At 72.9% G+C, this 25,784-nt stretch carries 24 protein-coding genes and 2 tRNA genes; 6 read left to right on the forward strand and 20 right to left on the reverse strand.

What is annotated here, in order from left to right; all coding sequences use genetic code 11:
- The first annotated feature begins 2 nt into the window (after positions 1 to 2).
- On the forward strand, positions 3 to 800 hold the full coding sequence (locus ACFWBN_RS00500; RefSeq protein ID WP_385168213.1) for a hypothetical protein: 798 nt from the start codon (positions 3 to 5) through the stop codon (positions 798 to 800).
- A 40-nt stretch (positions 801 to 840) separates the two neighbouring features.
- On the opposite strand, the gene ACFWBN_RS00505 is transcribed toward ACFWBN_RS00500, so the two are convergent.
- A complete protein-coding gene (locus tag ACFWBN_RS00505) occupies positions 841 to 1,080 on the reverse strand; it encodes a hypothetical protein (protein WP_385168216.1) in 240 nt (79 codons plus the stop codon).
- Between the two features lie 148 nt (positions 1,081 to 1,228).
- Between ACFWBN_RS00505 and ACFWBN_RS00510 the strand changes: the two genes are divergently transcribed.
- The gene (locus ACFWBN_RS00510; protein ID WP_385168904.1) at positions 1,229 to 1,702 is read left to right on the forward strand and encodes a MarR family winged helix-turn-helix transcriptional regulator; all 474 of its coding nucleotides are present in this window, start codon (positions 1,229 to 1,231) and stop codon (positions 1,700 to 1,702) included.
- A gap of 13 nt (positions 1,703 to 1,715) precedes the next feature.
- Entirely contained in the window at positions 1,716 to 3,368 is a 1,653-nt protein-coding gene (locus ACFWBN_RS00515; protein WP_385168219.1) for an MDR family MFS transporter, read from the forward strand.
- Positions 3,369 to 3,406: 38 nt separating this feature from the next.
- On the opposite strand, the gene ACFWBN_RS00520 is transcribed toward ACFWBN_RS00515, so the two are convergent.
- The 12 genes from ACFWBN_RS00520 to ACFWBN_RS00575 all read right to left on the reverse strand — a co-directional run bounded on the left by ACFWBN_RS00520 (position 3,407) and on the right by ACFWBN_RS00575 (position 13,757).
- Positions 3,407 to 4,018 carry a TetR/AcrR family transcriptional regulator gene (locus ACFWBN_RS00520; RefSeq protein WP_385168223.1) on the reverse strand — a complete coding sequence of 204 codons (612 nt, stop codon included), beginning with the start codon at positions 4,016 to 4,018 and terminating at the stop codon, positions 3,407 to 3,409.
- An 89-nt stretch (positions 4,019 to 4,107) separates the two neighbouring features.
- Positions 4,108 to 6,324 (reverse strand): glycosyltransferase family 39 protein, encoded by a 2,217-nt coding sequence (locus ACFWBN_RS00525; RefSeq protein WP_385168227.1) that lies wholly within the window; start codon positions 6,322 to 6,324, stop codon positions 4,108 to 4,110.
- Complete coding sequence (locus ACFWBN_RS00530; RefSeq protein ID WP_385168230.1) at positions 6,321 to 7,595, reverse strand: glycosyltransferase; 1,275 nt, start codon at positions 7,593 to 7,595, stop codon at positions 6,321 to 6,323. The genes ACFWBN_RS00525 and ACFWBN_RS00530 overlap by 4 nt, the downstream gene beginning before the upstream one ends.
- 25 nt (positions 7,596 to 7,620) lie before the next feature.
- Positions 7,621 to 9,180: a sensor histidine kinase gene (locus ACFWBN_RS00535; RefSeq protein WP_385168906.1), complete on the reverse strand. Its 1,560-nt coding sequence runs from the start codon at positions 9,178 to 9,180 to the stop codon at positions 7,621 to 7,623.
- 5 nt (positions 9,181 to 9,185) lie between these two features.
- Positions 9,186 to 9,953: a response regulator transcription factor gene (locus tag ACFWBN_RS00540; RefSeq protein ID WP_385168233.1), complete on the reverse strand. Its 768-nt coding sequence runs from the start codon at positions 9,951 to 9,953 to the stop codon at positions 9,186 to 9,188.
- Positions 9,954 to 10,030: 77 nt separating this feature from the next.
- A complete protein-coding gene (locus tag ACFWBN_RS00545) occupies positions 10,031 to 10,912 on the reverse strand; it encodes an amidohydrolase family protein (protein ID WP_385168236.1) in 882 nt (293 codons plus the stop codon).
- Positions 10,896 to 11,234, reverse strand: coding sequence for an antibiotic biosynthesis monooxygenase family protein (locus tag ACFWBN_RS00550; protein ID WP_385168239.1), 339 nt, complete (start codon positions 11,232 to 11,234; stop codon positions 10,896 to 10,898). Before ACFWBN_RS00550 ends, ACFWBN_RS00545 begins: the two co-directional genes overlap by 17 nt.
- A 105-nt stretch (positions 11,235 to 11,339) precedes the next feature.
- Positions 11,340 to 12,224: a DUF2797 domain-containing protein gene (locus ACFWBN_RS00555; RefSeq protein WP_385168242.1), complete on the reverse strand. Its 885-nt coding sequence runs from the start codon at positions 12,222 to 12,224 to the stop codon at positions 11,340 to 11,342.
- Positions 12,221 to 12,655: an Lrp/AsnC family transcriptional regulator gene (locus ACFWBN_RS00560; protein WP_385168245.1), complete on the reverse strand. Its 435-nt coding sequence runs from the start codon at positions 12,653 to 12,655 to the stop codon at positions 12,221 to 12,223. Before ACFWBN_RS00560 ends, ACFWBN_RS00555 begins: the two co-directional genes overlap by 4 nt.
- A 108-nt stretch (positions 12,656 to 12,763) precedes the next feature.
- Positions 12,764 to 13,129, reverse strand: a complete 366-nt coding sequence (locus tag ACFWBN_RS00565) for a PH domain-containing protein (RefSeq protein ID WP_385168248.1) — start codon at positions 13,127 to 13,129, stop codon at positions 12,764 to 12,766.
- 205 nt (positions 13,130 to 13,334) lie between these two features.
- Positions 13,335 to 13,407, reverse strand: a tRNA-Arg gene (locus tag ACFWBN_RS00570).
- Between the two features lie 259 nt (positions 13,408 to 13,666).
- Positions 13,667 to 13,757: transfer RNA gene (locus ACFWBN_RS00575), tRNA-Ser, on the reverse strand.
- Positions 13,758 to 13,943: 186 nt separating this feature from the next.
- On the opposite strand from ACFWBN_RS00575, the gene ACFWBN_RS00580 reads away from it, so the two are divergent.
- From ACFWBN_RS00580 to ACFWBN_RS00590, 3 genes are all read left to right on the forward strand, one after another.
- Entirely contained in the window at positions 13,944 to 14,375 is a 432-nt protein-coding gene (locus tag ACFWBN_RS00580) for an SSI family serine proteinase inhibitor (protein ID WP_385168253.1), read from the forward strand.
- Between the two features lie 119 nt (positions 14,376 to 14,494).
- Positions 14,495 to 17,902 (forward strand): PAS domain-containing protein, encoded by a 3,408-nt coding sequence (locus ACFWBN_RS00585; RefSeq protein WP_385168256.1) that lies wholly within the window; start codon positions 14,495 to 14,497, stop codon positions 17,900 to 17,902.
- A 13-nt stretch (positions 17,903 to 17,915) separates the two neighbouring features.
- Complete coding sequence (locus ACFWBN_RS00590) at positions 17,916 to 18,491, forward strand: antibiotic biosynthesis monooxygenase (RefSeq protein WP_385168259.1); 576 nt, start codon at positions 17,916 to 17,918, stop codon at positions 18,489 to 18,491.
- A gap of 7 nt (positions 18,492 to 18,498) precedes the next feature.
- On the opposite strand, the gene ACFWBN_RS00595 is transcribed toward ACFWBN_RS00590, so the two are convergent.
- The 7 genes from ACFWBN_RS00595 to ACFWBN_RS00625 form a co-directional block, all read right to left on the reverse strand.
- Positions 18,499 to 20,148: a long-chain fatty acid--CoA ligase gene (locus ACFWBN_RS00595; protein ID WP_385168262.1), complete on the reverse strand. Its 1,650-nt coding sequence runs from the start codon at positions 20,146 to 20,148 to the stop codon at positions 18,499 to 18,501.
- A gap of 189 nt (positions 20,149 to 20,337) precedes the next feature.
- Positions 20,338 to 20,871 (reverse strand): SigE family RNA polymerase sigma factor, encoded by a 534-nt coding sequence (locus ACFWBN_RS00600; RefSeq protein ID WP_385168267.1) that lies wholly within the window; start codon positions 20,869 to 20,871, stop codon positions 20,338 to 20,340.
- A gap of 135 nt (positions 20,872 to 21,006) precedes the next feature.
- Positions 21,007 to 22,173: a lipid-transfer protein gene (locus ACFWBN_RS00605; RefSeq protein WP_385168273.1), complete on the reverse strand. Its 1,167-nt coding sequence runs from the start codon at positions 22,171 to 22,173 to the stop codon at positions 21,007 to 21,009.
- A complete protein-coding gene (locus ACFWBN_RS00610; protein WP_385168909.1) occupies positions 22,170 to 22,565 on the reverse strand; it encodes a MaoC family dehydratase in 396 nt (131 codons plus the stop codon). Before ACFWBN_RS00610 ends, ACFWBN_RS00605 begins: the two co-directional genes overlap by 4 nt.
- A gap of 15 nt (positions 22,566 to 22,580) precedes the next feature.
- Positions 22,581 to 23,615 carry an acyl-CoA dehydrogenase family protein gene (locus ACFWBN_RS00615; protein ID WP_385168277.1) on the reverse strand — a complete coding sequence of 345 codons (1,035 nt, stop codon included), beginning with the start codon at positions 23,613 to 23,615 and terminating at the stop codon, positions 22,581 to 22,583.
- Positions 23,615 to 24,571 carry a bifunctional MaoC family dehydratase N-terminal/OB-fold nucleic acid binding domain-containing protein gene (locus tag ACFWBN_RS00620; RefSeq protein WP_385168281.1) on the reverse strand — a complete coding sequence of 319 codons (957 nt, stop codon included), beginning with the start codon at positions 24,569 to 24,571 and terminating at the stop codon, positions 23,615 to 23,617. The genes ACFWBN_RS00615 and ACFWBN_RS00620 overlap by 1 nt, the downstream gene beginning before the upstream one ends.
- On the reverse strand, positions 24,568 to 25,770 hold the full coding sequence (locus ACFWBN_RS00625; RefSeq protein ID WP_385168286.1) for an acyl-CoA dehydrogenase family protein: 1,203 nt from the start codon (positions 25,768 to 25,770) through the stop codon (positions 24,568 to 24,570). Before ACFWBN_RS00625 ends, ACFWBN_RS00620 begins: the two co-directional genes overlap by 4 nt.
- Positions 25,771 to 25,784: the final 14 nt, after the last annotated feature.

Genomic DNA, 25,784 nt, shown 5'->3' on the forward strand with positions numbered 1-25,784 from the left:
CGATGCGAAAGGGACCTCGCACACCCGGCTCGGCTCGCGCACCTCGCGCGGCCGCCCTCCTCGCCCTGTGCTGCACGGCCGTCGCCGGCCTCACCGGCTGCGGCGGCCCTGCACGGGACGGCTACGTCGCCGTGGGCGCCGCGGCCCCGGGCCCCGAGCGGGGGCCGGGGGAGAACGTGGCGCCCCGGGGACAGGTGGAGTTCCAGCAGCTCGGCGGCCCGTCCGCGGCGGGCGGATCCTCCGCGTCCTCATCCGGTACGCCGACCGGTACTCCGGCGTCCGAGCCGTCTGCCGGCTCCGCCCAGGGCGGAGCCACGACCACCGCCCCCGGCGGCTCCGCAGGCATCCCCGGGGTCGCACCCGGGGCCGGCCCGACCACCACACCACCCGGCAGCCCCGGGACCTCCGGAACGCCGAGCACCCCGGGATCCCCCGGCACGCCCACGCCCCCCGGGACGAAGCCCGGAACGACCCCGCCTGCGCCCCCGGCCACCCCGGCGCGGCTCACGCTGTCCGCGCCGGCCCGGGCGGCCGCGACCGACCGCTGGTGCGAGCGGGTCACCGTCACGTTCACCAACACCGGGGCCACCGCGACCCGTTCGGGCACGGTCACCTTCGCGACGCACATCATCGGCGCCCTCGGCATCGACTGGGCCACGATCACCACCACCCAGCCGCTCCCCGCACCCATCGCGGGCGGAGCCGCGAAGACGCAGACCTACACGGTGTGCGTGGAGGCCTGGCGGGTCCCGCTGGGCATGCGGGTGGAGACGCAGAAGGTCACGGCCGCCTGGAGCTGAGTCCGGCGCCCCGGGCTCCTGCGCCCCCGCGTTCCCGCACTCAGTGCAGGACGACCCAGAGGGCGGCGCCGACGACGAGCACGAGCGCGATGCCCACCCCGAGCCACACGCCCGACTTGGAGCCGGCGGCCTGCTGCTGCTCCTCGCGGCGCTGGCGGCGCGATCCGGTGGGCATCTGCCGGGCCGGCGCGGCCTCCTCGACGAACGCACGGAACATCTGGGTGCTGCCCGCGGGGTCGTAGTTGCCCTCGGGGCCCTGTGAGTTGTGGTTGTCAGCCATGGAGCAGGACCCTAGCCGGTTTTCCGATTCCTTTACCGCCCCACCCCCAGGATTCATTTGCCTGTAGCAACCATCCGCTTCTATGGTTGCTCTAAGCAACGAGATGGGGGGCGGTCCGGTGGCCACGCAGACGACGGAAGCAACGGGGATGCCGCGGACAAGACCGGCCGGCCCGGCCGGAGCTGTGGGGCCGGCCGGAGCTGCGGGGCCGGCCGCCCGGCACGAGGAGCTGGCCCGCCAGCTCACCGGCATCGGCGCGGTCAAGCGCGACCTCGCCCGCGTCCTGCCCCCGGACTGCCCGCCCGGCGCCGCCGCCGTCCTCACCGTGCTCGACCGGCACGGCGAGATGCGGCTGAGTCGGCTGGCCGAGTTCATGGCCGTCGACATCTCGGTCACCAGCCGGCACGTCACGCACGTGGCCGAGCACGGCTGGATCGACCGCGAGCCCGACCCGGGCGACGGCCGCTGCCGGATCCTGCGGCTCACCCCGGCCGGACGGGCCCTGCTGGCCGAACTCGGGGCCCGCTACACGGCCGCGCTGGAAAGAGCGCTGGCCGACTGGTCCCCCGAGGACATCGACGTACTCAACACCCTGCTGGCCCGACTCCGATCGAGCTTCTAGCCAAAGGAACAACATGACCAGGTCGGAGACGACGTCCGACAGCACGTCCATGACCCATCCACAGATCATGAAGGCACTGTCCGGGCTGATGCTCGGCATGTTCGTCGCGATCCTGTCCTCCACGATCGTCTCGAACGCCCTGCCCCAGATCATCAGCGACCTCGGCGGCACCCAGTCCTCCTACACCTGGGTGGTCACCGCGGCCCTGCTGTCGATGACGGCCGCCACCCCGCTCTGGGGCAAGCTGTCCGACCTCTTCAGCAAGAAGCTGCTGGTCCAGATATCCCTCGTGATCTACGTCCTCGGCTCCGTGGTCGCGGGCATGTCCCAGAACACCGGCATGCTCATCGCCTGCCGCGTGGTCCAGGGCATCGGTGTCGGCGGCCTGTCCGCCCTCGCGCAGATCGTGATGGCCGCGATGATCTCCCCGCGCGAGCGCGGCCGGTACAGCGGCTACCTCGGCGCGGTCTTCGCCGTCGCCACCGTCGGCGGCCCGCTGCTGGGCGGCGTCATCACCGACACCGCGTGGCTGGGCTGGCGCTGGTGCTTCTACGTCGGCGTGCCCTTCGCGATCATCGCGCTGATCGTGCTCCAGCGCACCCTGCACCTCCCGGTCGTCCGCCGCGACGTCAAGGTCGACTGGCTGGGCGCCTTCCTGATCAGCGGCGCCGTCTCGCTGCTGCTGATCTGGGTCACGCAGGCCGGCGACTCCTACGAGTGGATCTCCTGGCAGACCTGGGCGATGACCGGCGGCGCGGTGGCGCTCGGCCTGCTCTTCGTCCTCGTCGAGTCCCGCGCGAGCGACCCGATCATCCCGCTGCGGCTCTTCCGCAACAAGACCATCTCGCTCGCCTCGGCGGCCTCCCTCTTCGTCGGCATCGCGATGTTCTCGGGGACCGTGTTTTTCAGCCAGTTCTTCCAGTTGGCCCGCGGCGAGTCCCCCACGATGTCCGGAATCCTGACGATTCCGATGATCGGCGGGCTCTTCGTCTCCTCCACCGTTTCCGGTCAGGTGATCACCAAGACCGGTAAGTGGAAGGCCTGGCTCGTCGCCGGCGGCGTGCTGCTGACGGCCGGACTCGGACTGCTGGGCACCCTGCGCTACGACACCCCGTACTGGCACATCGCGGTCTACATGGCGCTGACCGGCCTCGGTCTCGGCATGATGATGCAGAACCTGGTCCTCGCCACCCAGAACCAGGTGGCCCCCGAGGACCTGGGCGCGGCCAGCTCCGTCGTCACCTTCTTCCGCTCGCTCGGCGGCGCCATGGGCGTCTCGGCGCTGGGCGCGGTCATGGCCCACCAAGTGACCGGGTACGTGAAGGACGGCCTGACCGCCCTCGGCCCCAAGGCCGCGGCGCTCGGCCACGGCGGCACGGGCGGCGGCGGCATCCCCGACCTCGACAAGCTGCCGGCGCCGATCCGTACGGTCGTCGAGTCGGCGTACGGGCACGGCGTCGGGGACGTCTTCCTCTACGCGGCGCCCACCGCGCTGCTCGCCCTGCTGCTCTGCCTGTTCATCAAGGAGGTCGCGCTGAAGTCGAAGCCGGCCCCCCACGCCCCGGCAGCGGTCTCCGGCCAGGCGGACGCCAACCCTTCGGACGCCAACCCCGCGGACGCCGACCCCGCGGACGCCACCCCCGCCGAGGTACCGGCCAAGGCCTGATCCGGCCCTGTGGAACGCACGAAGGCCACCGCCTGAACCTAGGCGGTGGCCTTCGCCTCGATGCCCGCGATCAGCACGTCGAGCGCGAGGCAGAAGTCCCCTTCGGGCGCCCGCCGCACCGCGCCCCCGCACCCGTGCAGGAACTGCGAGACGGCCAGGTGGGCCCCGGTCCGGGCGGAGTCCGCCAGGCCGGTGGCGTCCAGCAGCCGCTGGAGGGCGGCGTCGAAGGCCCGGGCGTGCGGGCCGATGTTCGGGTAGGCGGCGGTGAGCGGGGCCACCCAGGGGTGGTCCGCCAGCACCCGCCGGTAGCCCCGGGCGAGCACCCGCAGCCGGCCCGGCCAGCCGTCCGGCGCCGGGCCGGGGGTGAGGGCCAGCTCGCCCAGGGCACTGTCCAGGGCGAGTTCGAGGAGATCGTGCTTGGTGTCCACGTACCAGTACAGGGACATCGCGGTCACCCCGAGCCCGGCGGCGAGCCGCCGCATCGAGAACCGGCCCAGCCCCTCGGCGTCGAGGAGCCGCACGGTGGCGGCGGTGATCCGCTCCCGGTCGAGCCCGGAGGGCGCCTCGCTGCGGCGTCTGGCGGGAGCGGCGGGCCTGACGGCCAGCCACACACTGGTCCGGATCTCCCCGCAATCGCCCGCGGTCGCCATGGAGGCACCCTCCTCACACCAGGTGGATCAGCCCGGAATGCCCGGTCCGCCCTCTTGATGCTAGTGCTGTGGCCACCCGTGAGACCGGATCAGGATGCGACTCCCCCCGTAGGGGCCGTCAGGTCGTAGAAGGTGGCTCCGCCGACCGTGGTGGCCTTGAAGGTGGCCTTGATCCAGTTCTCGATGGCCGTGCCGGTGGCCCCGCCCGGGCCACCGCCGCCCGCCCGGGTCCCGCCCCGGGCGATGAAGTAGTGGATCCTGCCCTCCTGTACGTACGTCTTGAACTGCTCCAGCGTCGGCGAGGGGTCGCTGCCGTTGAAGCCGCCGATCGCCATCACCGGCTCACCCGAGGCCAGCTGGTAGCTCGCCGCGTTCTGCGAGCCGACGGCGGCCGCCGCCCAGGTGTACTCGCCGGCATCGGCGCGCAGGGCCGCCTTCGCCTCGGCGCCGACCTGGGCGCCGTTCAGCAGGCCGCCGCCGGGCCCGCCCTGGCCGCCGCCGGCCCGCTCGAACCCACGCCCGCCCTGACCGCCTTGGCCGGCCTGACCGGCCTGACCGGCCTGACCGCCCGGTCCGTTGGGCGGTACCGCGCCGGGAGCCGCCGAACCGCCCTGCGGTCCCCCCTGGGCCCCGCCCTGCGGAACACCGCCGGCACCACCGGCAGCGGCACCGGTACCGGCACCGGCCGGCCCGCCGAAGCCGCCCATCCCCTGCTCACCGGCGGGGCCGAACATCATGCCGCCCGGCCCGCCCCGGCCGCCCGCCACCGCCGGCCCGGCGGTCACGATCGACCCGGTGTGCCCGGTGCTCACCGTGGTCAGGCAGTACGCGAACGGCCCGGCCAGCGCCGCCCCCAGACCCAGCGCGGCCGTGGCCATGACCGCACGCCGGCCCGCCGCCGCGGCGAACGGCAGCGCGGCCGCCGCGAGCAGCCCGCCCACGAGCACCGTCCAGCGCAGCCACGGCAGGTAGTCGGTGGCCCGGCCCAGCAGCACCCACGACCAGACCGCGGTCAGCGCGAGCACCCCGGACAGGGTGAACGCGGCGGCCCGGCTGCCGCGTTCCTCCCACAGCACGGCCACGCCCATGCCGACCAACGCGGCCACGAACGGCGCCAGCGCCACCGTGTAGTACTCGTGGAAAATGCCCTCCATGAAGCTGAAGACCACCGCGGTGATCAGCAGCCCGCCTCCCCAGGCCAGGAAGGCCGCCCGGGCCATGCCCTCCAGCGAGTCGGTGGCCCGGCGGGCCCGCCAGGTGACGACCAGGCCGACCACGAGCAGCACCAGCGCCGCGGGCAGCAGCCAGGAAATCTGACCGCCGATGTTGCCGGAGAACAGCCGGTCGATACCGGTCTCCCCCCAGCCGCCGCCCCCGCCGCCGGCCCGCATGCCCGGGGCGCCCTCGGGCAGACCGTAGGCCCCGGCTCCGGCCCCGCCGGTCCGCGCCCCGCCTCCGACGCTGCCCGTCTCCTCACCGTTGATCCGCCCCAGGCCGTTGTAGCCGAGGGTCAGTTCCAGGAAGGAGTTGTTCTGCGAGCCGCCGATGTACGGGCGGGAGGCGGCGGGCCACAGTTCCACGATGGCCACCCACCAGCCGCCGGCCACCACCATCGCGAGCCCGGCCAGCAGCAGCTGGCCCAGCCTCCTGCGCAGCCGGGTGGGCGCGCAGACCGCGTACAGGAGGGCGAGCGGCGGCAGGATGACGAAGGCCTGGAGGGTCTTGGTGAGGAAGGCGAAGCCGACCGCGACGCCCGCCCACAGCAGCCATCGGGTGTGCGCCCCGTCCAGGGCCCGCAGCAGGCAGTACACGGTGACCGTCAGCAGCAGGGTCAGCAGCGCGTCGGGGTTGTTGAAGCGGAACATCAGCGCGGCGACGGGCGTGAGCGCGAAGGCGGCGCCGCTCAGCAGCGCGGCCCCCGGCCCGAACTGGCGCCGTACGGCCGCGTACAGCACCGCGGTCGTCGCCACACCCATCAGCGCCTGCGGGACGAGGATCTGCCAGGAGCCGAGCCCGAACAGCCGGACCGACAGCATCATCGGCCACAGGGCGGCCGGGGGCTTGTCGACGGTGATGGAGTTCCCGGCATCCGACGAGCCGAAGAAGAAGGCCTTCCAGCTCTCGCTGCCCGCCTGCACGGCGGCGGAGTAGAAGGAGTTGGCGTAGCCGGAGGAGCCCAGGTCCCACAGCAGCAGGGCCGCGGTGGCGATCAGGAGTCCGGCGAGGGCGGGGCGCTCCCAGCGCGGCCGGCCGGTATGGGCGCGGGCCTCGGCGGCCGGGAAGAGGGGAAGTGCTGCCGTGGTCATCGGCCGTCCTTGGGCGTAGTGATCTCGGGGCCGCGCCGCTCGGGGAAGACCCAGGCGCGGAAGAGCAGGAACCGCAGCACGGTGGCGGCGAGGTTGGCCGTGACCAGGACGGCCAGCTCGGTGCTGTGCGCGGGATGGGCCGCGGCCGCCCCGAGGGCGGCGAGCGAGCCGCTGGTCAGGGCCAGTCCGATGGCGAACACCACCAGCCCCTGGGCCTGGTGGCGCACGGCCCGGTCCCGGCCGCGGACGCCGAAGGTGAGCCGTCGGTTGGCGGCGGTGTTGGCCACGGCGGAGAGCAGCAGGGCGGCTCCGTTGGCGAGCTGCGGGCCGGTTCCGGCGCGGAAGGCGGAGTACAGCAGCAGGTAGAGGAGGGTGGAGAGCGCTCCGACGGCGCAGAAGCCGAGGAGCTGGCGGGCCAGCCCGCCCGGCACCCCGGGCAGGGCGGAGCGGTCGCGCGGGTCGTCGCCGAAGGGGCGGGCGAGCCGGTCGAGCGGGAGCGCGCCCACGGCCAGCGCCCGGCCCACCCGCCAGACGCCCTTGAGGTCCTCGGTGGCGGTCCTGACGATGTGGACGGTGGAGTCGGGGTCGTCCACCCAGTCCACCGGCACCTCGTGGATCCGCAGTCCGGCCCGCTCGGCGAGCACGAGCAGCTCGGTGTCGAAGAACCAGCCGGAGTCCTCCACCAGCGGCAGCAGCCGCTCGGCGACCTCCCGCCGGATGGCCTTGAACCCGCACTGGGCGTCGCTGAACCGGGCGGCGAGGGAGGAGCGCAGGATCAGGTTGTAGGCGCGGGAGACGAACTCCCGCTTCGCTCCCCGCACGACCCGGGAGGAACGGGCGAGCCGGGTGCCGATGGCGAGGTCGGAGTGGCCGGAGATCAGCGGGGCGACCAGCGGCAGCAGGGCGTTGAGGTCGGTGGAGAGGTCCACGTCCATGTAGGCGAGGACGGGCGCCTCGGAGTCGGACCAGACGGTCCGCAGGGCCCTGCCGCGGCCCTTCTCCTCCAGCCGGGTGCTGCGCACGCCGTCCAGGGCCGCGGCGAGCGCGCCCGCGACCTCGGGGGTGCGGTCGGTGCTCGCGTTGTCGGCGACGGTGATCCGGAAGGGGTAGGGAAAGGTGCGGGTGAGGTGGTCGTGCAGCCTGCGTACGCAGGGGCCGAGGTCTTTCTCCTCGTTGAAGACCGGGATCACCACGTCGAGGACGGGCTCGCCGGGCACGGGCGCGAGGGGCGCCCGTGCCGGAAGGGCACCGGGAGAGGTGTCGGTTCGCATGCTCCGACCCTCACCGGGCGGCCTGTCACCGTTGTGTGGTGAGCCTGTGGTCCGTCTGTGAGTCCGCGGCCGCTTGGGCGGTGCCGGGCGCGAGGGGCAGCAGGACCTCGAAGCAGGTCCGCCCCGGCTCGCTCCGTACGCCGACCTGCCCGCCGTGGGCGGTGACCACGGCGTGGACGATGGCGAGTCCGAGTCCCGTGGAGCCCGCCGCCCGGGAGCGGGAGGCGTCGCCGCGGGCGAAGCGTTCGAAGACGTGGGGGAGCAGGGCGGGCGGGATACCGGGCCCGTCGTCCTCGATCCGCAGCCGGACGGCGGATGTTTCTCCCCCAGCTACCGCTGGGGGTGCCCCCAGCTCAACACGGGCGATGACGGTGGTGCCGGCCGGGGTGTGGGTGCGGGCGTTGGCCAGGAGGTTGACCAGGACCTGCTGGATCCGGGCCGGGTCCGCCCGGACGGCCGCGGGCTCGTCGGGCAGGCACAGGCGCCAGTGGTGCTCGGGGCCGGCGGCCCGGGCGTCGCTGACGGCGTCGACCACGAGGGGGGCCAGGTCGGTGTCGGTGTGGCCGGTGGAGGGCGGGCGCCCCGCGTCGAGCCGGGCGAGCAGCAGCAGATCCTCGACGAGGCCGGTCATACGGGTGGCCTCGGACTCGATCCGGCCCAGGGCGTGCCGGGTGTCGGGGCCGGGCTCCTCCCGCCCCCGGCGGGTCAGTTCGGCGTAGCCGCGGATGGAGGCCAGCGGGGTGCGCAGCTCGTGGCTGGCGTCGGCGACGAACTGCCGGACCCGCATCTCGCTCTGCTGGCGGGCCGTGAGGGCGGAGGAGACGTGGCCCAGCATCCGGTTGAGGGCCGCGCCGACCTGGCCGACCTCGGTACGGGGGTCGGCCTCGGCGTCCGGGACCCGCTCGTGGAGGGCGGGCTCGCCACTGTGCAGGGGCAGTTCGGAGACCCGGGTGGCGGTGGCGGCGACCCGGCGCAGCGGGCGCAGGGCGACGCCGACCAGGGCCTGCCCGGCCAGGGAGGCCGCGATCAGCCCGGCGAGCGTGACGCAGACCTCGACCGCGATCAGGGTGTTGACGGTGGAGTCGACCTCGTGGAGCGGGAAGCCGAGGACGAGGCTCCCGTCGGGCGCGGCGAGCACGCGGTACGACCCCAGCTCGGGCAGGCTCAGGTTCACGGGCGTGCTACGGCCCTGCCCGGCCGTGCGGGCGGCCTTGGCGAGGACCGCTGTTTGGGCCTCGGTGAGGGGCCGGCGTTTGAGTTCGGGGTCCTCGTCGCGCACGCTGCGGTCGGCCCCGAACACCTTGCCGTCGGAGTCGATGCGGAATCCGACGGCTCCGAGCGGGGTGCCGGGGCCGAGGACGGACTTCCCCTCCCTGATCGCCTTCTGCATGCCGGGAGGTGAGGCGGCCATGTCGACCGAGATCCGCAGCTGTTCGTCGAGCTTGTCGACCAGGTACGAGCGCAGGGCGAGGGTGGTGACGGTCCCGATGGCCGCGCCCACCACGGCGATCAGCGCCACCGCGGAGACGACGAGCCGGGTCCGCAGGGACCAGGGGCGGCGGGGCCGCCCGGGGCGGAGCCGGATCGCCACTACTCGGCCGGCTTGATCAGGTAGCCGGCGCCGCGCCGGGTGTGGATCATCGGGGCCATGCCGGGCCCGCTCTCCAGCTTCCGGCGCAGGTAGGAGATGTACAGCTCGACCACGTTGGCCTGGCCGCCGAAGTCGTACGACCACACCCGGTCCAGGATCTGCGCCTTGCTCAGCACGCGCCGCGGGTTGCGCATCAGGTAGCGCAGCAGCTCGAACTCGGTCGCGGTCAGGTGGATCTCCCGGCCGCCCCGGACCACCTCGTGGCTGTCCTCGTCGAGCCGCAGGTCGCCGACGGCCAGCACCGAGCCGCCGCGCGCCGCCTGGGCGGCGCCCGAACGGCGGACCAGGCCGCGCAGCCGGGCCACGACCTCCTCCAGGCTGAACGGCTTGGTGACGTAGTCGTCGCCGCCCGCCGTGAGGCCCGCGATCCGGTCCTCGAGGGAGTCCTTGGCGGTCAGGAACAGCACGGGGAGCTGGGGGATCTCCCTGCGCAGCTGCCCGAGGACGGCGAGCCCGTCCATGTCGGGGAGCATGATGTCGAGGACCACCACGTCCGGCCGGAACTCCCGGGCCGCCCGTACCGCGCCCGCGCCGTCGCCGGCGCTGCGGACCTCGCAGCCCTCGTAGCGCAGGGCCATGGACAGCAGCTCGGAGAGCGAGGCCTCGTCGTCGACGACGAGCACCCGGCAGGGGCCGCCGTCGGGCCGCACCAGGGCCGTGGGGTTGCTGGTGGACGTGGACGCGTGGGAGGTGGTCGTCGCGGTCATGCGACCACGCTGACCGGCGCCTCTGAGAGCGTTCTTGTCCCTACCTGTGAATTCCCTGAGAAACGGAGCGGGGCCGCTCAGCCGGGGAGGCGGAACAGGCGGGCGCCGTTGTCGTGGCAGACGGCCCGCAGCCAGTCGTCTCCCAGGCCGAGCCGCTCCAGGGCGTCGAGCTGGTGCTCGTACGGGTAGGGGATGTTCGGGAAGTCGGTGCCGAGCAGGATCCGGTCGCCGAGGTCCGCGAGGCGGCCCAGGCCCCCGGGCGGGAAGCCGTTGATCCGCTCGGAGAAGTCGGTGAAGGCCATGGTGGTGTCCAGGCGCACCTCGCCGTACCGCTCTGCGAGGTCGAGGAAGTCGGCGTACTCGGGCATGCCCATGTGGGCGACGATCAGCGGGAGCCGTGGGTGGCGGGCCAGCAGCCGGGCGATCGGCTCGGGGCCGGTGTGCTTGCCGGGGGCGGGTCCGGAGCCGCAGTGGATCACGATGGGGACCCCGGCCTCGGCCAGCAGCCCCCACACCGCGTCGAGCCGGTCGTCGTTCGGGTCGTAGCCGCCGACCTGGAGGTGCGCCTTGAAGATCCGCGCCCCCGCTTCGACGGCCTGCCGGACGTACGCCTCCACGCCCTCCTCCGGGAAGAAGGTCGCGGTGTGCAGGCAGTCGGGGGTCCGGGCGGCGAAGTCGGCGGACCAGGCGTTGAGCCAGGCCGCCATCGCCGGCTTGTGCGGGTAGAGCATGGCGGTGAAGGCCCGGACCCCGAACTCCCGCAGGAGCGTGACGCGTTTCTCTTCCTCGTGCCGGTAGGTGATGGGCCATTCGACACCGGTCAGCGGGCCGATCGCGTCGAAGTAGTCCCACACCTTGTCCAGGACCCGCTCGGGCATGAAGTGCGTGTGGACGTCCACCAGTCCGGGCAGCCCGAGCCGGTCCCGGAAGGCGCGGACGGCCTCAGCCGTTGCGGACAAAGCCGTGGCTCCGCTCGACGGTGGCGACGTGCAGGGAGTAGCTCTCGTACCAGTCGTTGCGGCCCTGCTTCATGGCGGCCCGGTGCTCCAGGTCCTCGCGCCACGCGGTGAGCGACTCGTGGTCGCGGAAGTAGGCGACCGTGATGCCGAGGCCTCCCGGGGTGCGGGCGGACTCGTATCCGAGGAAGCCGGGATTCTCCGCGACGATCTCGTTCATCCGGGCGAGGGTCTCGGGGTACCCGCTGTCGTCGGCGGTGCGGACATTGCTGAAGACGGCCATCAGGTAAGGGGGTTCGAAGGCCGGTACCGGCTGAGTGGTCATGCCCACCACCCTCTGCGGCGGGCCACCGGAATGTCCACCGGAATCGGCCCCGGAAGGCCAAAGGGATCCAAGTTTTGACCATGGGCGCCGCCGGCGGCAGAACCCTCAGAACAGCCCGTCCTGCTCGACGGGAGCCGTGGCGGCGGCCGGCACCTGCGCCACCGGCACGCTGGTCACGGCCTCGTCCGGCGGAGCCACGAGCTCCCAGCCCGCCAGCAGCCGGGTGTCCACCACCAGCCCGTCCGCGAGGTGCAGATCGGGCCCGGCGGCGCCCGCCAGCAGGCCCACGACCGCCCCGCCGGAAACCATCTCGCTGACCACCCGCCCGGGCGCGGGAAGCCCGTCCAGCCCGAACGCCCCCGCATGGTCGACGACTTCGCACCCCACCCGTTCGAGCGACTCCGGCCACCCGGACAGCGCGGCCGCCCGGCTGTGCAGCTCGGCGACCTCCCGGGCCCGCTCGGGCGCGGCCGGCAGGTGTGCCCGTACGGCCCGCTTACGGGCGTACGCGATCCGGTCGGGCACCCCGAGGGCCGCCCGCAGCAGCTCCTCGGTGCGCCGGGTGGCCATGAGCGGCCCGCGCCCCAGCCAGCTCCAGGCCACCGCCCCCTGCTCCAGCAGCCGGGCCGCGCCACGCTCCTCGGCGGTGATGCCGACCTTGACCATCCCGGGCCCGAACCAGGCCAGATAGACCCGATAGGTGCGCGCATCGGCCACGTTGGTGTCGGCGGCCACCGAGAACGACCGGTCGAGGCGCGCACATTCGGGGCACTGGGCATTCCCCGCGCGGCCGGGCACGGTGGCCGCGGTGGGGCAGGGCGTCCGTTTCCCGGCCCGCCGCACTCCGAGGCAGTGCCGCTCCCCGTGCGCCACGAAGGCCAGCCGCTGCCCGTAGGCGAGCACGCTCGCCCGCTCGCCGCGCCCCTGCCCGTACCACCCGATGGCGGGCCGGCCGTCGCTCCACCGGATCCCCGTGCACCACCAGGTCACAGCGGGAGCGGCCGCTCGAAGAAGGTGTCGAGGGCGACGGTGGCGTGCGTACCGCTGACCCCGTCGATGGCGTAGAGGCGGCGCAGGACGTCCTGCAACTGCCCGGTCGAGGCCGTGCGCACCTTGACCAGCACCGAGGCGCTCCCCGCGATGATGTGCGCCTCCTGGATCTCGGGGATCGCGGCGAAGGCGGCGCCGGACTCGCCCATCCAGGCGTTGGAGTCGACCATCACGTAGGCGAGCACTCCGCTGCCGACCGCGGCCGGATCGACCTCGATCGTGGTCCGCCGGATCACCCCGCGCTCGCGGAGTTTCCGTACCCGCTCGTGGGTGGCCCCGGCCGAGAGCCCGACCGCCGTGCCGAGAGCGGCGTACGACTGGCTGGCGTCCTCCTGCAGGCGCAGGACGAGCGCCCGGTCGATGTCGTCCACGCGTTTTCCTCCCATGGGCCCGTCGGCCCTTGCGTAGACGGTACCGGATCCTGCAATCCCACCATCGAACCGAACAGAATTCGGCAATCACCCCCTCAAGGGGCCCTCCTACCGGGCGACGAACTGCGTGAGGATCGCCTGCACCTCGTAGATGTCGACGCCCTTGGTGAAGGTCTTCTCGATCGGCGCCGGGATCCCGGATATCCAGATCTTGAGCTCGGCGTCGAGATCGAAGTGGCCGGCGGTCTCCACGGAGAAGTGCGTGATGCTCCGGTAGGGGATCGAGTGGTACTCGACCTTCTTGCCCGTGAGCCCCTGCTTGTCGACGAGCACCAGCCGCCGGTCGGTGAGCAGGATCGTGTCCCGGATCAGCAGATAGGCGGCATGCACCTGCTCGCCCTGGCCCAGCAGCCGCGCGTAGTCCCGCTGCGCCGACGCGCGGTCGATGCTGTGCGCGTTTCCGAACAGTCCCATGAGAGCCCCCGCCCGTCAGGTTCGAACGATCACGCTCGAACGATCTGTAAAAGACCGTACCGACGCCCGCGCGTAACCCGCGTCCCCCGCCAGAGCCATCCCACCCCTGACAACCTCCGGGGTACTCCCTCCCCACCAAGGAGGACTCGGGGAGGACGTACGACGAAGGCCCCCAGGATTTCTCCTGGGGGCCTTCGTCCTGCTGTGCACTCGGCAGGATTCGAACCTGCAACCTTCTGATCCGTAGTCAGATGCTCTATCCGTTAAGCTACGAGTGCTTGGCTTGCTGGGGTTTTGCGCCCCGTTGGCCTTGCGAGAACAACAATACATGGACCTCGCCGGGACGCGAAATCCATTAGCCACACCTGCTCTGACCTGCGGAAACACCCTGGAAGAAGATCATCCGGTTGGGGCGGGGCCCACGTCCCGGAGGTTCACCCGGGAGCCGGAGCGCCGCCGCGGCGGCCGGCATCTCCGCAGCGCGCACCCCGAACGCACCGAAGCCCCGGTCCGCATGGACCGGGGCTTCGTGAAGTGCGGAGGCGGAGGGATTTGAACCCTCGATGGGGGGTAAGCCCCAAACCGCATTAGCAGTGCGGCGCCATAGACCGGACTAGGCGACGCCTCCAGCACACCCTCGCGTACGAAGGTGCGTGCAGATGATGACACAGGCGCAGGGCCCCTCACCAATCCGCTCCCACGGTACTAGCAGGGGCGGGCGGAGGGCAAAGCCTTAAACCCCTGGCAGCGCGCAACGTCGGCGCGCCCGCGTCGTTGGTCAGGCGTACGACGTACGGACGACCTGGAGTGCCCCATGCTGCGTCTCGCCGCCTTCGCCGTCACCTCCGCCCTGGCCGCCGCGGCCGCCGGGCCGCTGCCCCCGCTCCCCGAGCCCCTGAACGGGCTGCTGTCGGGGCCCGACCGCCTCACGATCACCATGGCCAAGACCGGCAACCGGCAGATGGACCGCGAGTACCAACTCGAATGCGGCCCCGCGGGCGGCAATCACCCCTGGCCGCAGGAGTCCTGCGCAACGCTGGAGCGGCTCACCGACGAGGGCAAGGACCCCTTCGCTCCCGTCTCCAATTCCGAGATCTGCACCGCGCAGAACGGCGGCCCTGCCACCGCCCGGATCACCGGTAGCTGGCACGGGCGCAAGGTGAACGCGACCTTCCGCCGGACGAACGGCTGCGAAATCGACCGCTGGGACGAGTTGGAACCTCTGCTTCCGAGTGGGCGTTCCTGACCTGGGAGGATGCGCGGAACGGGCGGTATCCACCCCACATCGGCCACCCCGCCGGGGGGCTGTGGCCTTAGACTCCTCCCGTGACATGCCGGTAGTTGTGGTCAGGGAGGAAGCTCGTCGTGAGCAGCAGGCCATCCCGAGGCGCTGCTCGCCTCGCAGCAATACTCGACGCTCTTCCGGACGCGCTGTTGCTCGTCAACGCCAACGGCACTGTCGTCAACGCCAATTCGATCGCTCTCGAGGTCATGGAGAGCCCGGGCACCGGGCTCGTCGGCCGCGGCGTGCTCGATCTTCTGCCCGAGTTCGACTCCAAGCTGATCCCCGGCTCCATGCGCCGGCCCGGTGAGGACGAAGGCGGCCGGTCCAGGCCCAAGCGGATGATCGCGCGGCGCACCGACGGCAGCGAGTTCCCCGTCGAGGTCACCAGCGCCCACCTCGACGGCCGCGACGCCTACCGCGAGCCGCAACCCTCCTACACCGGTGACGAGCTGCTGATGCTCGTCGTGCGGGACCTCTCCGAAACCGTGGACACCGAGGCCGAGCTGGCCCGCTCCCAGCGGCAGACCGAGATGATCCTGCGGGCCGCCGCGGAGGGCGTCGTCGGAACCGACACCGACGGACGGGTGGTGCTGGTCAATCCGGCCGCCGCCCAGATCCTCGGCTACCGCGCCACCGACCTCGGCAACCGCGAACTGCACGGGCTGGTCCTGCACTCCCGGGCCGACGGCTCCCCCTTCCCGTTCGACGAGTCCCCGCTCGCCGACACCCTGCGCAGCGGACGCAAGCACCGCGTGCGCGGACAGGTGCTGTGGAACAAGGCCGGGCAGCCGGTCTCCGTCGACCTGACCACCTCTCCCGTACGGGACGGGGAGCAGCTCGTCGGCGCCGTCATGACCTTCACCGACCGCCGGCGCTACGACGCCCTCGCCGCCCGCCACGCACAGTTGCTGGCCGTCCTGGGCGAATCGCTGCGCGGGCCGCTGGACGAGCTGCGCGGGGAACTGGCGACGCTGGCCGCCGACGACGCGGGGCAGCTGTGGCCCGAGGCCAACCAGCTGCTGCACCACCTGGCCGCCGGGTACTCCCGGATGACCACGCTGGTGGACAACGTGCTCGGCTTCCAGCGCCTGGACTCCGGCACCGACCGGCTCACCAAGAAGAAGGTCCTGATCAACGGCGTCGTCGCGGCCGGCGTCGACGGAGCGGTCGAGCTGATCGGCCCGGGCCGCGCGCAGTTCGCCGTCCACGCGCCGACGATCGAGGCCGAGGTGGACGCCGACCGGATCGCGACCGCGCTCGCGCACCTCGTCGCGGACGTCGCCGGGGTGGACGCCACCGGCAAGACCCGCCAGGGCAGCGGGTACAGCGACTCGACGATCGTGGTGGCGGCCGCACAGCGCGGCGATGTCGTACGGATCGAGGTGCGCGGGCCGTACGAGGGCGGCAACCCGGTCCACGAGCCGATCGTGCGGGGGATCGTGGCCGCACACGGGGGCGTGCTCCAGACGGTGGAGGTGCCGGGCGCGCCCGGCGGGGCGTACGTGCTGGAGCTGCCGCTGGGCGCGGGAGCCGGGACGGTGACCCTGCCGGAGCCGGCGGAGGAGCCCCCGGCCGCCGCGGCCGAAGACGCCGCGGGAACGGGCGGCGGCGCGGCCCCGGGCAAGGTCTCCGGCGGGCGCCGGGGCCGGCGCGGTGTGGACGCCTTCCTGGACGACGAGGCCGCGACGCCCGACGCGGGGCAGGCCGGCCAGGGCGGGAGCGCGCTGGCGCTGCCGTCCGGGCGGCGGCGGGCAGGCGAAGCCGGCGTCCCCGACGCGGGCCTGGAGCTCGCGCAGTCCCCGGTGAACCCGGCGGGGCTGGGCACCGGGCGCAGGCGCGGCCGGGCCGGCGACGGCAGCGGCGAGGACGGCGCGACCGGTGGGCCCGGCGGCACCGGCACCATCGGGGGCCAGGACGGTCCCGGGCGGCCGGTACCCCCGCAGGGGACCGCCATGCCCGCACTGCCTCCCGTGCCCGCGGTGCCCCCGGTTCCGGTGACGGAGCATCCCGCCGGGCGGCGGCGGGCCCTGGGTCCGGCCGGCCCGGTCGGTCCTTCCGGTTCCGCCGGTCCTGGCGCTCCCGCTCAGCCCGGTGGTCCCGTGCCGGCGACCGGGCTCGGGCCGACGCCCGCCCCCGCACAGGCTCCCCCGCGCCCCATCGCTCCCGAGGGCGGCTTCGCGCTGCCCGCCGGACCGACGCCGGCTCCGTCGGCTCCGCAGACCCCCGCGATGGCCGGCTCGGCACCCGCTCCCGCCGAGGCCGATGGCGACGCCCCGGCCGGGCGGCGCGGACGCCGGGTGCTGGGCGCGCCCGCCGCCGAGGCCGAAGCAGCCGCTGCGCCGTCCTCCGCGGCCGCGGAGGACCCCGTGGAAGCGGCCCACCCCACCGGGCGGCGGCGTGCCCTGCCCGCGACCCCGGCATGGCCCGTTCCCGCGGCCCGGACCGCTCCCGAGGACGACCAGGCCTCGGGCCAGGTCGCCGTGCCCGGGGCCAGGCAGCCGCAGGACACCCCGGCGGAGGGCCAGGCCGCGCAGCCGATCAGCGTGCGCGCCCTCGGCACCCTGGGCCAGGGCATCTCCGTGGACCCCGCCGGCTCGGGCTCCGGCCGCCGTCGCCGGCTCTCCGAGCCCGCGCCCCAGGGCCGGGCCTTCGCCATAGGGGCTCCCGAGGCGGGCTCCGACGAGGGTCCCGAGCCGCTGGACGGTCCGGGCGGCGCCGTGGAGGTGGTCAACCGTCCCGTGCCGCGGCCCGTCGACGACGAGCTGCCGCCGGAGCCCTTGGACAACCCGCGCCGGCTGCTCGTGTGGCCCGCGCCCGACGTGCAGACGCAGCAGGCGCTCAGCGACCGCGGCTACCGCCCGGTGATCGTGCACTCCCGCGAGGAGGTGGACGCGCAGATCGCCGCGTTCCCCGCCGCTCTGTTCGTGGACCCGCTGACCGGGCCGATCACCCGGACCGCCCTGCAGTCCCTGCGCCAGGCCGCGGCGGCCGCCGAGGTCCCCGTACTGGTCACGGCCGGGCTCGGGCACGCCACGCGCGAGGCGGCGTACGGCGCGGATCCCGCCGTCCTGCTGAAGGCGCTCGCGCCGCGCGACAGCGAGCAGCACCCCTCCCGCGTGCTGCTGATCGAGGAGCACGACGAGATCGCGACCGCGCTGACCGCGGCCCTGGAGCGGCGCGGCATGCAGGTCGCCCGCGCGGGCGCCGATACCGACGCCGTGGAACTGGCTACGCGGATGCGCCCCAACCTGGTCGTCATGGACCTGATGCAGGTCCGGCGCCGGCGGGCCGGGATCGTGGACTGGCTGCGCGCCAACGGGCAGCTGAACCGCACCCCGCTGGTCGTCTACACGACGACCGGCATCGACCCGGCCGAACTGCCGCGGCTGGCCTCCGGCGAGAGCGTGCTCTTCCTCGCCGAGCGGGCCACGACCGACGACGTCCAGGGCCGCATCGTGGACCTGCTGGCGAAGATCGGCACCAACTAGTAATCCTGGCCCGATGGCCATCATCGACACGTCCGAGCACACCGTCCCCGCCGACAACGGGGAGGTGAACCTGCTCATCGCGCGGCAGGTGGAGCCGGGGCACGAGGAGACCTTCGAAGCCTGGGCCCACGGGATCCTGGAGACGGCCGCGAGCTTCCCGGACCACCTCGGGTACGGGCTCTTCCGCCCGGCGGCGGAAGGCGGGCCGTGGTTCCTGGTCCACCGCTTCCGGAACCAGGCCGCGTTCCAGCGCTGGCAGGACTCCGCGGAGCGGGCGGAGTGGTTCTCCAACTGCCTCGGCCACCACCACACGGAGATAGCCCGCCGGGAACTGCACGGCATGGAGACGTGGTTCGCCAAGCCGGGTACGACCCGGCCCGCGCCGCCGCGGTGGAAGATGGTGATCAGCTCGGGGCTGGCCATCTTCCCGATCTCGCTGCTGGGCAACGCGGTGCTCGGGCCGTACCTGGTGGATCTGAACTTCGTGGTGCGGACCGCGGCCTTCGCCGTCGTCTTCAGCACCCTGATGACCTACGTGGCCATGCCCGCGGTCAGCAAGCTGCTGCGGCCATGGCTCACCAAGGGTTGAGAGCCGGTCAGTCCAGTTTCGTGACGTCCAGCGCGCCGTCCGCGTACTGCTTGCGGATCACCTTCTTGTCGAACTTGCCGACACTGGTCTTCGGAACGGCCTCGATGATCGTCCAGCGCTCCGGCAGCTGCCACTTGGCGATGGACTGGCCGAGGAACGCGCGCAGCTCCGTGTAGCCCACGGTGGCGCCCTCCTTGAGGACGACCGTGGCCAGCGGGCGCTCGCCCCACTTGTCGTCCGGGACGGCGACGACCGCCGCCTCGGCGACCTCGGGGTGCGCCATGAGCGCGTTCTCCAGCTCCACGCTGGAGATCCATTCGCCGCCGGACTTGATGACGTCCTTGGCCCGGTCGGTCAAGGTGAGGTAGCCGTCGGGGCTGATGACGCCGACGTCGCCGGTCTTGAGCCAGCCGTCCGCGCTGAACTTGTCCTCGGGGCGGATGGGTTCGCCGGAGGCGCCGCCGTAGTAGGACTCCGCGATCCAGTTGCCGCGGACCTCCAGCTCGCCCGCCGACTGCCCGTCCCAGGGCAGCAGGTCCCCGCCGGGGCCGACCAGGCGGCCCTCGACGCCGGCCGGGAAGCGGCCCTGGGTGATCCGGTAGGGCCACTCCTCCTCGGCGCTGAGCCCGGCCGGCGGGTGCGCCATGGTGCCCAGCGGGGAGGTCTCGGTCATGCCCCAGGCGTGGCAGAGGCGGACGCCGAGCTTGTCGTAGGCCTCCATCAGGGAGGGCGGACAGGCCGCGCCGCCGATGGTGACCTGCTTCATCGAGGTGAGGTCGCGCGGGTTGGCGGTGACCTCTGCCAGCAGGCCCTGCCAGATGGTGGGGACGGCCGCGGCGTGCGTGGGCTTTTCCCGCTCGATCATCTCGGCGAGCGGCGCGGGCTGCAGGAACCGGTCCGGCATCAGCATGTTGATACCGGTCATGAAGGTGGCGTGCGGAAGCCCCCAGGCGTTCACGTGGAACTGGGGAACCACGACGAGGGTGGTGTCCCTGTCGGTCAGCCCCATCGACTCGGTCATGTTGACCTGCATGGAGTGCAGGTAGATCGAGCGGTGCGAGTAGATGACGCCCTTGGGGTCCCCGGTGGTGCCGGAGGTGTAGCACATGGCCGCGGCCTGGCGCTCGTCCAGCTCGGGCCAGTCGTAGCTGTCGGGACGCCCCGCGAGGAGTTCCTCGTACTCGTGCACGCGCACATCGAGGCCTTCGAGCGCGGAGCGGTCGCCGACGCCGGAGACCACGACGTGCTCGACGGTCGGCAGGTGGGGCAGCAGCGGCGCGAGGAGGGGCAGCAGCGTGCCGTTGACGAGGACGACGCGGTCGACGGCGTGGTTGACGATGAAGACCAGCTGCTCGGGAGGGAGCCGCAGGTTGAGGGTGTGCAGGATCGCGCCCATGGAGGGGATCGCGAAGTACGCCTCGACGTGCTCCGAGTTGTTCCACATGAGGGTGGCAACACGGTCGTCCTGCTGCACCCCGAGCTCGTCGCGCAGGGCGTTCGCGAGGCGGGTGGCACGGATACCGATCTCGGCGAAGCTGCGGCGGTGCGGCTCAGCCTCCCCGGTCCAGGTCGTGACCTGGGACTTCCCGTGGATCGTCATCCCGTGCTGGAGTATGCGGGTGACGAGGAGTGGTACGTCCTGCATGGTGCTCAGCAAAGCGTCCTCCCGGTGAGCGCTGCGGCGCTGCGGCGGCTACGGATGCTGCCGATTCTGCGCACGTACCGGTCGGCATGTCACTACCCGGGGGTAGAAACCGGGCCGTGTTTCACGTGAAACATCCCGCGCGGCGACGTGCGGATCGGTGTTTCACGTGAAACATCCTCAGGATCCGGCTCCGCCTCCGGCTCACCTGACCGGAGTGAGCTCGGGGTCCTCGCGGAGTTTGACCAGCGCGCGGGAGACGGCGCTCTTGACCGTGCCGACCGAGACCCCCAGCAGCTCGGCGGTCTGCGCCTCGCTGAGGTCCTCGTAGTAGCGCAGGACGACCATGGCCCGCTGCCGGTCGGGCAGCCGGGTGACCGCGCGCCACATCGCGTCCCGCAGGGCCTGCGCCTCCGCGGGATCCGCGGCGGGGGCCTCCTCGGTCTCCGGGAGCTCGTCGCAGGCGAACTCGTCGACCTTGCGCTTGCGCCACTGGGAGGTGCGGGTGTTGACCAGGGCCCGCCGGACATAGCCGTCCAGGGCACGGTGGTCCTCGATGCGGTCCCAGGCCACGTACGTCTTGGCCAGGGCCGTCTGGAGCAGGTCCTCCGCATCGCAGGGGTTGGCGGTGAGGGAGCGCGCGGTGCGCATCAGGACCGTGCCGCGGGTCCGGACGTACGCCGAGAACGACGGGTAGGGCGTCGGATTCGAGGCGAGTGTGCACACAGGCGTGGTCATGGCTCCACGCTAGGAGCGCGCGCACGCCCTGGGATCGGCCGCAGGTGCCGAAGAGGGGTCCACCTCAGGTTGTAGGGCCGGGAGGTGCTCCACCTCCTGAAGGTGGAGGAGGGGGAGCCCACCGGCATATGGACCTCAGTGGTCGGCTCCGAGGATCAGCCCGGACGTCGGTACGCCTGTACCGGCGGTGACCAGGACGTGTTCGGCCCCCGCGGCCTGGTTGACGGAGGTGCCGCGCAGCTGGCGGACGGCCTCGGCGATGCCGTTCATGCCGTGCAGGTACGCCTCCCCGAGCTGGCCGCCGTGGGTGTTGAGCGGCAGCGCGTCGGCGGCCACGAAATCGGCGGCCTCGCCCTGCTTGCAGAAGCCGAACTCCTCCAGCTGCATCAGGACGAAGGGGGTGAAGTGGTCGTAGAGGATGCCGACGTCGATGTCGGAGGGTCGCAGCCCGCTGGTCCGCCACAGCTGGCGGGCGACCACGTCCATCTCCGGCAGCCCGGTGAGGTCGTCGCGGTAGAAGGAGGTCATGCCCTCCTGGCGCCGGCCGGCGCCCTGGGCGGCCGCGGTGATCACGGCGGGCGCGTGCCGCAGGTCGCGTGCCCGCTCGGTCGTGGTGATGACGAGGGCCTGGCCGCCGTCGGTCTCCTGGCAGCAGTCGAGCAGCCTCAGCGGCTCCACGATCCAGCGCGAGGCGGCGTGGTCGGCGAGGGTGATGGGCTTGCCGTGGAAGTACGCGGCGGGGTTGTTCGCGGCGTGCCGGCGGTCGGTGACCGCGACGTGCCCGAAGGCCTCGGGGGTGAGGTTGTAGGCGTGCAGGTAGCGCTGGGCGGTCATGGCCACCCATGAGGCGGGTGTCAGCAGACCCCAGGGCAGCGACCAGCCGAGCGCCGCCCCCTCCGCCGAGGGCTCGCGCTGCTGCACGCCGGAACCGAAGCGGCGCCCGGAGCGCTCGTTGAAGGCGCGGTAGCAGACCACGACCTCGGCCACCCCGGTGGCGACGGCGAGCGCGGCCTGCTGGACGGTGGCGCAGGCCGCGCCGCCGCCGTAGTGGATGCGGGAGAAGAAGGACAGGTCCCCGATGCCGGCCGCCTGGGCGACGGTGATCTCGGGGCTGGTGTCCATCGTGAAGGTGACCATGCCGTCGACGTCGGCCGGGGTGAGCCCGGCGTCGTCGAGGGCCGCGTGCACGGCCTCCACGGCGAGCTTGAGCTCGCTGCGGCCCGAGTCCTTGGAGAACTCGGTCGCGCCGATGCCGGCGATGGCGGCGCGGCCGCCGAGTTCGTCGCGGGTACGGACGCTCATTCCGCGCCCCCCTGGGCCAGGGTCACGGTGACCGTGCCGGTGACGTGGTGGCCGATGGCGTTGGCCCCGACGACGCGGATCTCGGCGGTGTCCCCGTCCAGGGCGGTGACCGTACCGGTGAGGGTCATGGTGTCGCCCGGATAGTTGGGGGCGCCGAGGCGGATGGCCACCTTGCGCAGGACGGCGTGGGGCCCGAGGTGGTCGGTGATGTAGCGGCCGACCAGGCCGTTCGTGGTCAGGATGTTCATGAAGATGTCCGGGGAGCCCTTCTCCCGCGCGAGCGAGGCGTCGTGGTGGACGTCCTGGTAGTCGCGGGAGGCGATCGCGCCCGCGACGATCAGGGTGCGGGTGACCGGGATCTCCAGCGGCGGCAGTTCCCCGCCGACTCTCAGCGCGCCGACCATGCCTCAGCCCTCCTGCGCCAGTACGGCGCCCAGTTCGGCCAGCAGCTCGCTGCCGCAGCCCAGGTACCCGTCCAGCTGGCGCCCCCACAGGAAGTGCCGGTGGACGGGGTGATCGAGATCGGCGCCCATGCCGCCGTGCAGGTGCTGGCCCGCGTGCACGACCCGCTTGCCCGCCTCCGAGGCCCACCAGGCCGCCGTCAGCGCGTGCTCGCGCGCCGGGAGCCCCTCGTCGATGCGCCATGCCGCCTCGTAGGCGGTGACCCGGATCGCCTCGGTGTCCATGTAGGCGTCCGCCGCGCGCAGCATGACGCCCTGATTGGTGGAGAGCGGCCGGCCGAACTGCTCGCGGGTGCAGGTGTACTCCACCGCCCGCGCGAGCGAGCCCGCGCAGACGCCCGCCTGGAGCCCGGCGAAGGCCGTGCGGGCGGCGGCGAGCGTGTCCTCGTACGCCGCCGGGCCCGTTCCGACGCGCTCCGCCTCGGCGCCGTCCAGGGTCAGCCACCCGGCCGACCAGGGGGCGGTGGTCTCCACCGCGGAGGTCCGTACGCCCGGCGCGTCGGTCCGCACGAGCCACAGCGCCCGGTCCGCGTCCGGGACCAGCACGTGGGTGGCCTCGCGCAGCCACGGTACGGCGGGGACGGTGCCGCTGAGCCGGCCGTCCGGTGACGCGGTGATCCGGCGGCCGCGGGCCGGGAAGGCTCCGGTGGCGACGGCCTCGCCCGTGGCCAGGGCGGGCAGCAGGCGGTCGCGCTGGTCGGCGCTGCCGTGCGCGGCGATCGGAAGCATCCCGTACACGCAGGTGGCGGCGTAGGGGACCTGGGCGGTGGTGCGGCCCTGTTCCTCCAGCAGCAGCACCAGGCCGAGCAGGCCGATGTCGGGGACGGCGGCGATCAGCCCGGAGGCGGCGAGGGCCTTCCACAGCTCGGCGTCGCTGCCGGTGCCGGCGGCGGCGAGGCGTTCGTGGGTGGCGAGGTCGCGGAAGATCTGCGCGGCGAGGCCGGCCGCGGCGGCCTGCTCCTCGGTGGGGTGGAAGTCCATCAGGCCGCACTCCCTCGGAAGACGGGGAGTTCGAGGTCGTCGTCGACGCGCAGGAACTCCAGCTGGACGGGGAGGCCGATGCGGACCTTGTCGTACGGGACGCCGGTGATGTTGCTGACCATGCGGACGCCTTCGGCGAGCTCGACCAGCGCGACGGCGTAGGGAGGGTCGAAGGCGGGGAAGGGCGGGTGGTGCATGACGACGTAGCTGAACACCGTGCCGGCTCCGGACGCCTCGACGGTGTCCCAGTCGGGGGAGGCGCAGGCATTGCAGCCGGGGAGCCACGGGAAGCGGAGGGTGGCGCAGGCGGTGCAGCGCTGGATCAGCAGTTTGTGGTCCCGTACCCCGTCCCAGAAGCCCTGGTTGTCGCGGTTGATCACCGGGCGGGGGCGCCGGGCCTCGGGCTTCTTCTCCCGCTTGGCCGCGGGGGCGAACTTGAGGATCCGGAAGCGGTGGGTGCCGGCGATCTCGCCGTCGACCCGGACGTCCATGCGGGTGGTCACGAAGTGGCCGGTACCGAGCTTGGTCGTCTTGCGGGGTGACACGGACTCGATGACGGCGTCGAAGGTGACCTCGTCGCCGGGGCGCAGCGGCCGCAGGTACTCCTGCTCGCAGTCGGTGGCGACGACGGAGGTGAAGCCCGCGCCGTCGAGGAGCGTGAACAGCTCGTCGTAGGCGGAGGAGCGGTCCGTGTGGCCGGAGAGCCCGCCCATCGTCCAGGCCTGGAGCATGGTGGGCGGGGCCATGGCGTCCGGCCCGGTGTAGGCGGGGTTGGCATCGCCCATCGCCTCGCACCAGTGGCGGATCATCGGCTCGTTGACCGGGTCCTTGGCCCGGCCGGCGGTTGCGGCGGGGCGGCCCTCGAAGGCCGTCAGGAGTGCGTGGAACCGGGCTGCCCCGTCGGACCCGATCGCCTCGGCCGCCTGCCGGGTGGCTCCGGCCGCGTCTGCCCTCATCGCTTCCTTCCCTTCATGCCGAGCCGCATCATGGCGACGATCTCCCGCTGGACCTCGCTGACCCCGCCGCCGAAGGTGTTGATCTGGGCGGCCCGGTTCAGCCGCTCCAGCTCCCCGCCCTCGAAGGCCTCGGCACCCGGCCCTCGGATCAGGGCCTGCTCGCCGACCACCTCCTGGCACATCCGGTACACCTCGACGGTGGATTCGGTGCCGAGGAACTTGACGCCGCTGGCGTCGCCGGGAGCCAGGGTGCCGGCGCCCACGTCCTGGACGAGGCGCCAGTTGAGGAGGCGTACGGCGGCCAGCCGCGCGTGGGCCTCGGCGAGCCGGGACTGCACCCAGGGCAGGTCGGCGGGACGGTCGCCGGTGCCGGGGTCGGGGGTGCGGGCGTGGGTGAGGGCGGCTTCGTAGAAGTCCTCCGCCTGCATGCCGATGGCGGCGAGGGCCACGCGCTCGTGGTTGAGCTGGTTGGTGATCAGGCCCCAGCCGCCGTGTTCGGGGCCGACGAGGTTGCCGGCGGGCACACGGATGGAGTCGTAGTACGTCGCCGTGGTGGTGAGTCCGCCGACGGTCTCGATCGGGGTCCAGGAGAAGCCCGGGGCGTCGGTGGGCACCAGGATGATCGAGATGCCCTTGTGCTTGGGGGCCTCGGGGTCGGTGCGGCAGGCGAGCCAGATCCAGTCCGCGTTCTGGGCATTGGAGGTGAAGATCTTCTGCCCGTCGATCACCCAGTCGCCGGCGTCGCCGGCATCCCCCGCGTCCCCGGTGGTCCCGGCGGTCCCGCCGTCGCGGACGGCGCGGGTGCGCAGCGAGGCGAGGTCGGTGCCGGCCTCGGGTTCCGAGTAGCCGATGGCGAAGACGATGTCGCCCCTGAGGATCCGGGGCAGGAAGTAGTCCTTCTGCTCCTGGGTCCCGTACTTCATCAGGGTCGGACCGACGGTGTTGAGCGTGACCATCGAGACGGGGGCGCCGGCCCGGTAGGCCTCGTCGAAGAAGACGAACTGCTCGTCGGGGCCGCGCCCTTGGCCGCCGTACTCGACGGGCCAGCCGAGGCCGAGCAGTCCGTCGGCGCCTATGCGGCGCAGCAGTTCGCGCTGGCGGGCCGGGTCCTCGGGGACCCCGTCCGGCAGTAGATCCTGGAAGTACTCCCGCAGTTCGGCACGGAGCCGCAACTGGCCTTCGGTCGGGGCGAGGTGCACGGCGCTGGCCTCCC

Source organism: Streptomyces sp. NPDC059989, from assembly GCF_042736975.1.
In the GTDB taxonomy this organism is placed as follows: domain Bacteria; phylum Actinomycetota; class Actinomycetes; order Streptomycetales; family Streptomycetaceae; genus Streptomyces.

What these genes read in the sequence shown, in the direction of transcription:
- ACFWBN_RS00615 (WP_385168277.1), bottom strand. Translation starts at nt 23,615, where the DNA reads ATGGACTTCCACCCCACCGAGGAGCAGGCCGCCGCGGCCGGCCTCGCC.
- ACFWBN_RS00530 (WP_385168230.1), bottom strand. Translation starts at nt 7,595, where the DNA reads ATGCGAACCGACACCTCTCCCGGTGCCCTTCCGGCACGGGCGCCCCTC.
- ACFWBN_RS00510 (WP_385168904.1), top strand. Translation starts at nt 1,229, where the DNA reads ATGCCGCGGACAAGACCGGCCGGCCCGGCCGGAGCTGTGGGGCCGGCC.
- ACFWBN_RS00590 (WP_385168259.1), top strand. Translation starts at nt 17,916, where the DNA reads ATGGCCATCATCGACACGTCCGAGCACACCGTCCCCGCCGACAACGGG.
- ACFWBN_RS00505 (WP_385168216.1), bottom strand. Translation starts at nt 1,080, where the DNA reads ATGGCTGACAACCACAACTCACAGGGCCCCGAGGGCAACTACGACCCC.
- ACFWBN_RS00540 (WP_385168233.1), bottom strand. Translation starts at nt 9,953, where the DNA reads ATGACCGCGACGACCACCTCCCACGCGTCCACGTCCACCAGCAACCCC.
- ACFWBN_RS00550 (WP_385168239.1), bottom strand. Translation starts at nt 11,234, where the DNA reads ATGACCACTCAGCCGGTACCGGCCTTCGAACCCCCTTACCTGATGGCC.
- ACFWBN_RS00520 (WP_385168223.1), bottom strand. Translation starts at nt 4,018, where the DNA reads ATGGCGACCGCGGGCGATTGCGGGGAGATCCGGACCAGTGTGTGGCTG.
- ACFWBN_RS00565 (WP_385168248.1), bottom strand. Translation starts at nt 13,129, where the DNA reads ATGGGACTGTTCGGAAACGCGCACAGCATCGACCGCGCGTCGGCGCAG.
- ACFWBN_RS00580 (WP_385168253.1), top strand. Translation starts at nt 13,944, where the DNA reads ATGCTGCGTCTCGCCGCCTTCGCCGTCACCTCCGCCCTGGCCGCCGCG.
- ACFWBN_RS00620 (WP_385168281.1), bottom strand. Translation starts at nt 24,571, where the DNA reads ATGAGGGCAGACGCGGCCGGAGCCACCCGGCAGGCGGCCGAGGCGATC.
- ACFWBN_RS00515 (WP_385168219.1), top strand. Translation starts at nt 1,716, where the DNA reads ATGACCAGGTCGGAGACGACGTCCGACAGCACGTCCATGACCCATCCA.
- ACFWBN_RS00500 (WP_385168213.1), top strand. Translation starts at nt 3, where the DNA reads ATGCGAAAGGGACCTCGCACACCCGGCTCGGCTCGCGCACCTCGCGCG.
- ACFWBN_RS00525 (WP_385168227.1), bottom strand. Translation starts at nt 6,324, where the DNA reads ATGACCACGGCAGCACTTCCCCTCTTCCCGGCCGCCGAGGCCCGCGCC.
- ACFWBN_RS00605 (WP_385168273.1), bottom strand. Translation starts at nt 22,173, where the DNA reads ATGAGCGTCCGTACCCGCGACGAACTCGGCGGCCGCGCCGCCATCGCC.
- ACFWBN_RS00600 (WP_385168267.1), bottom strand. Translation starts at nt 20,871, where the DNA reads ATGACCACGCCTGTGTGCACACTCGCCTCGAATCCGACGCCCTACCCG.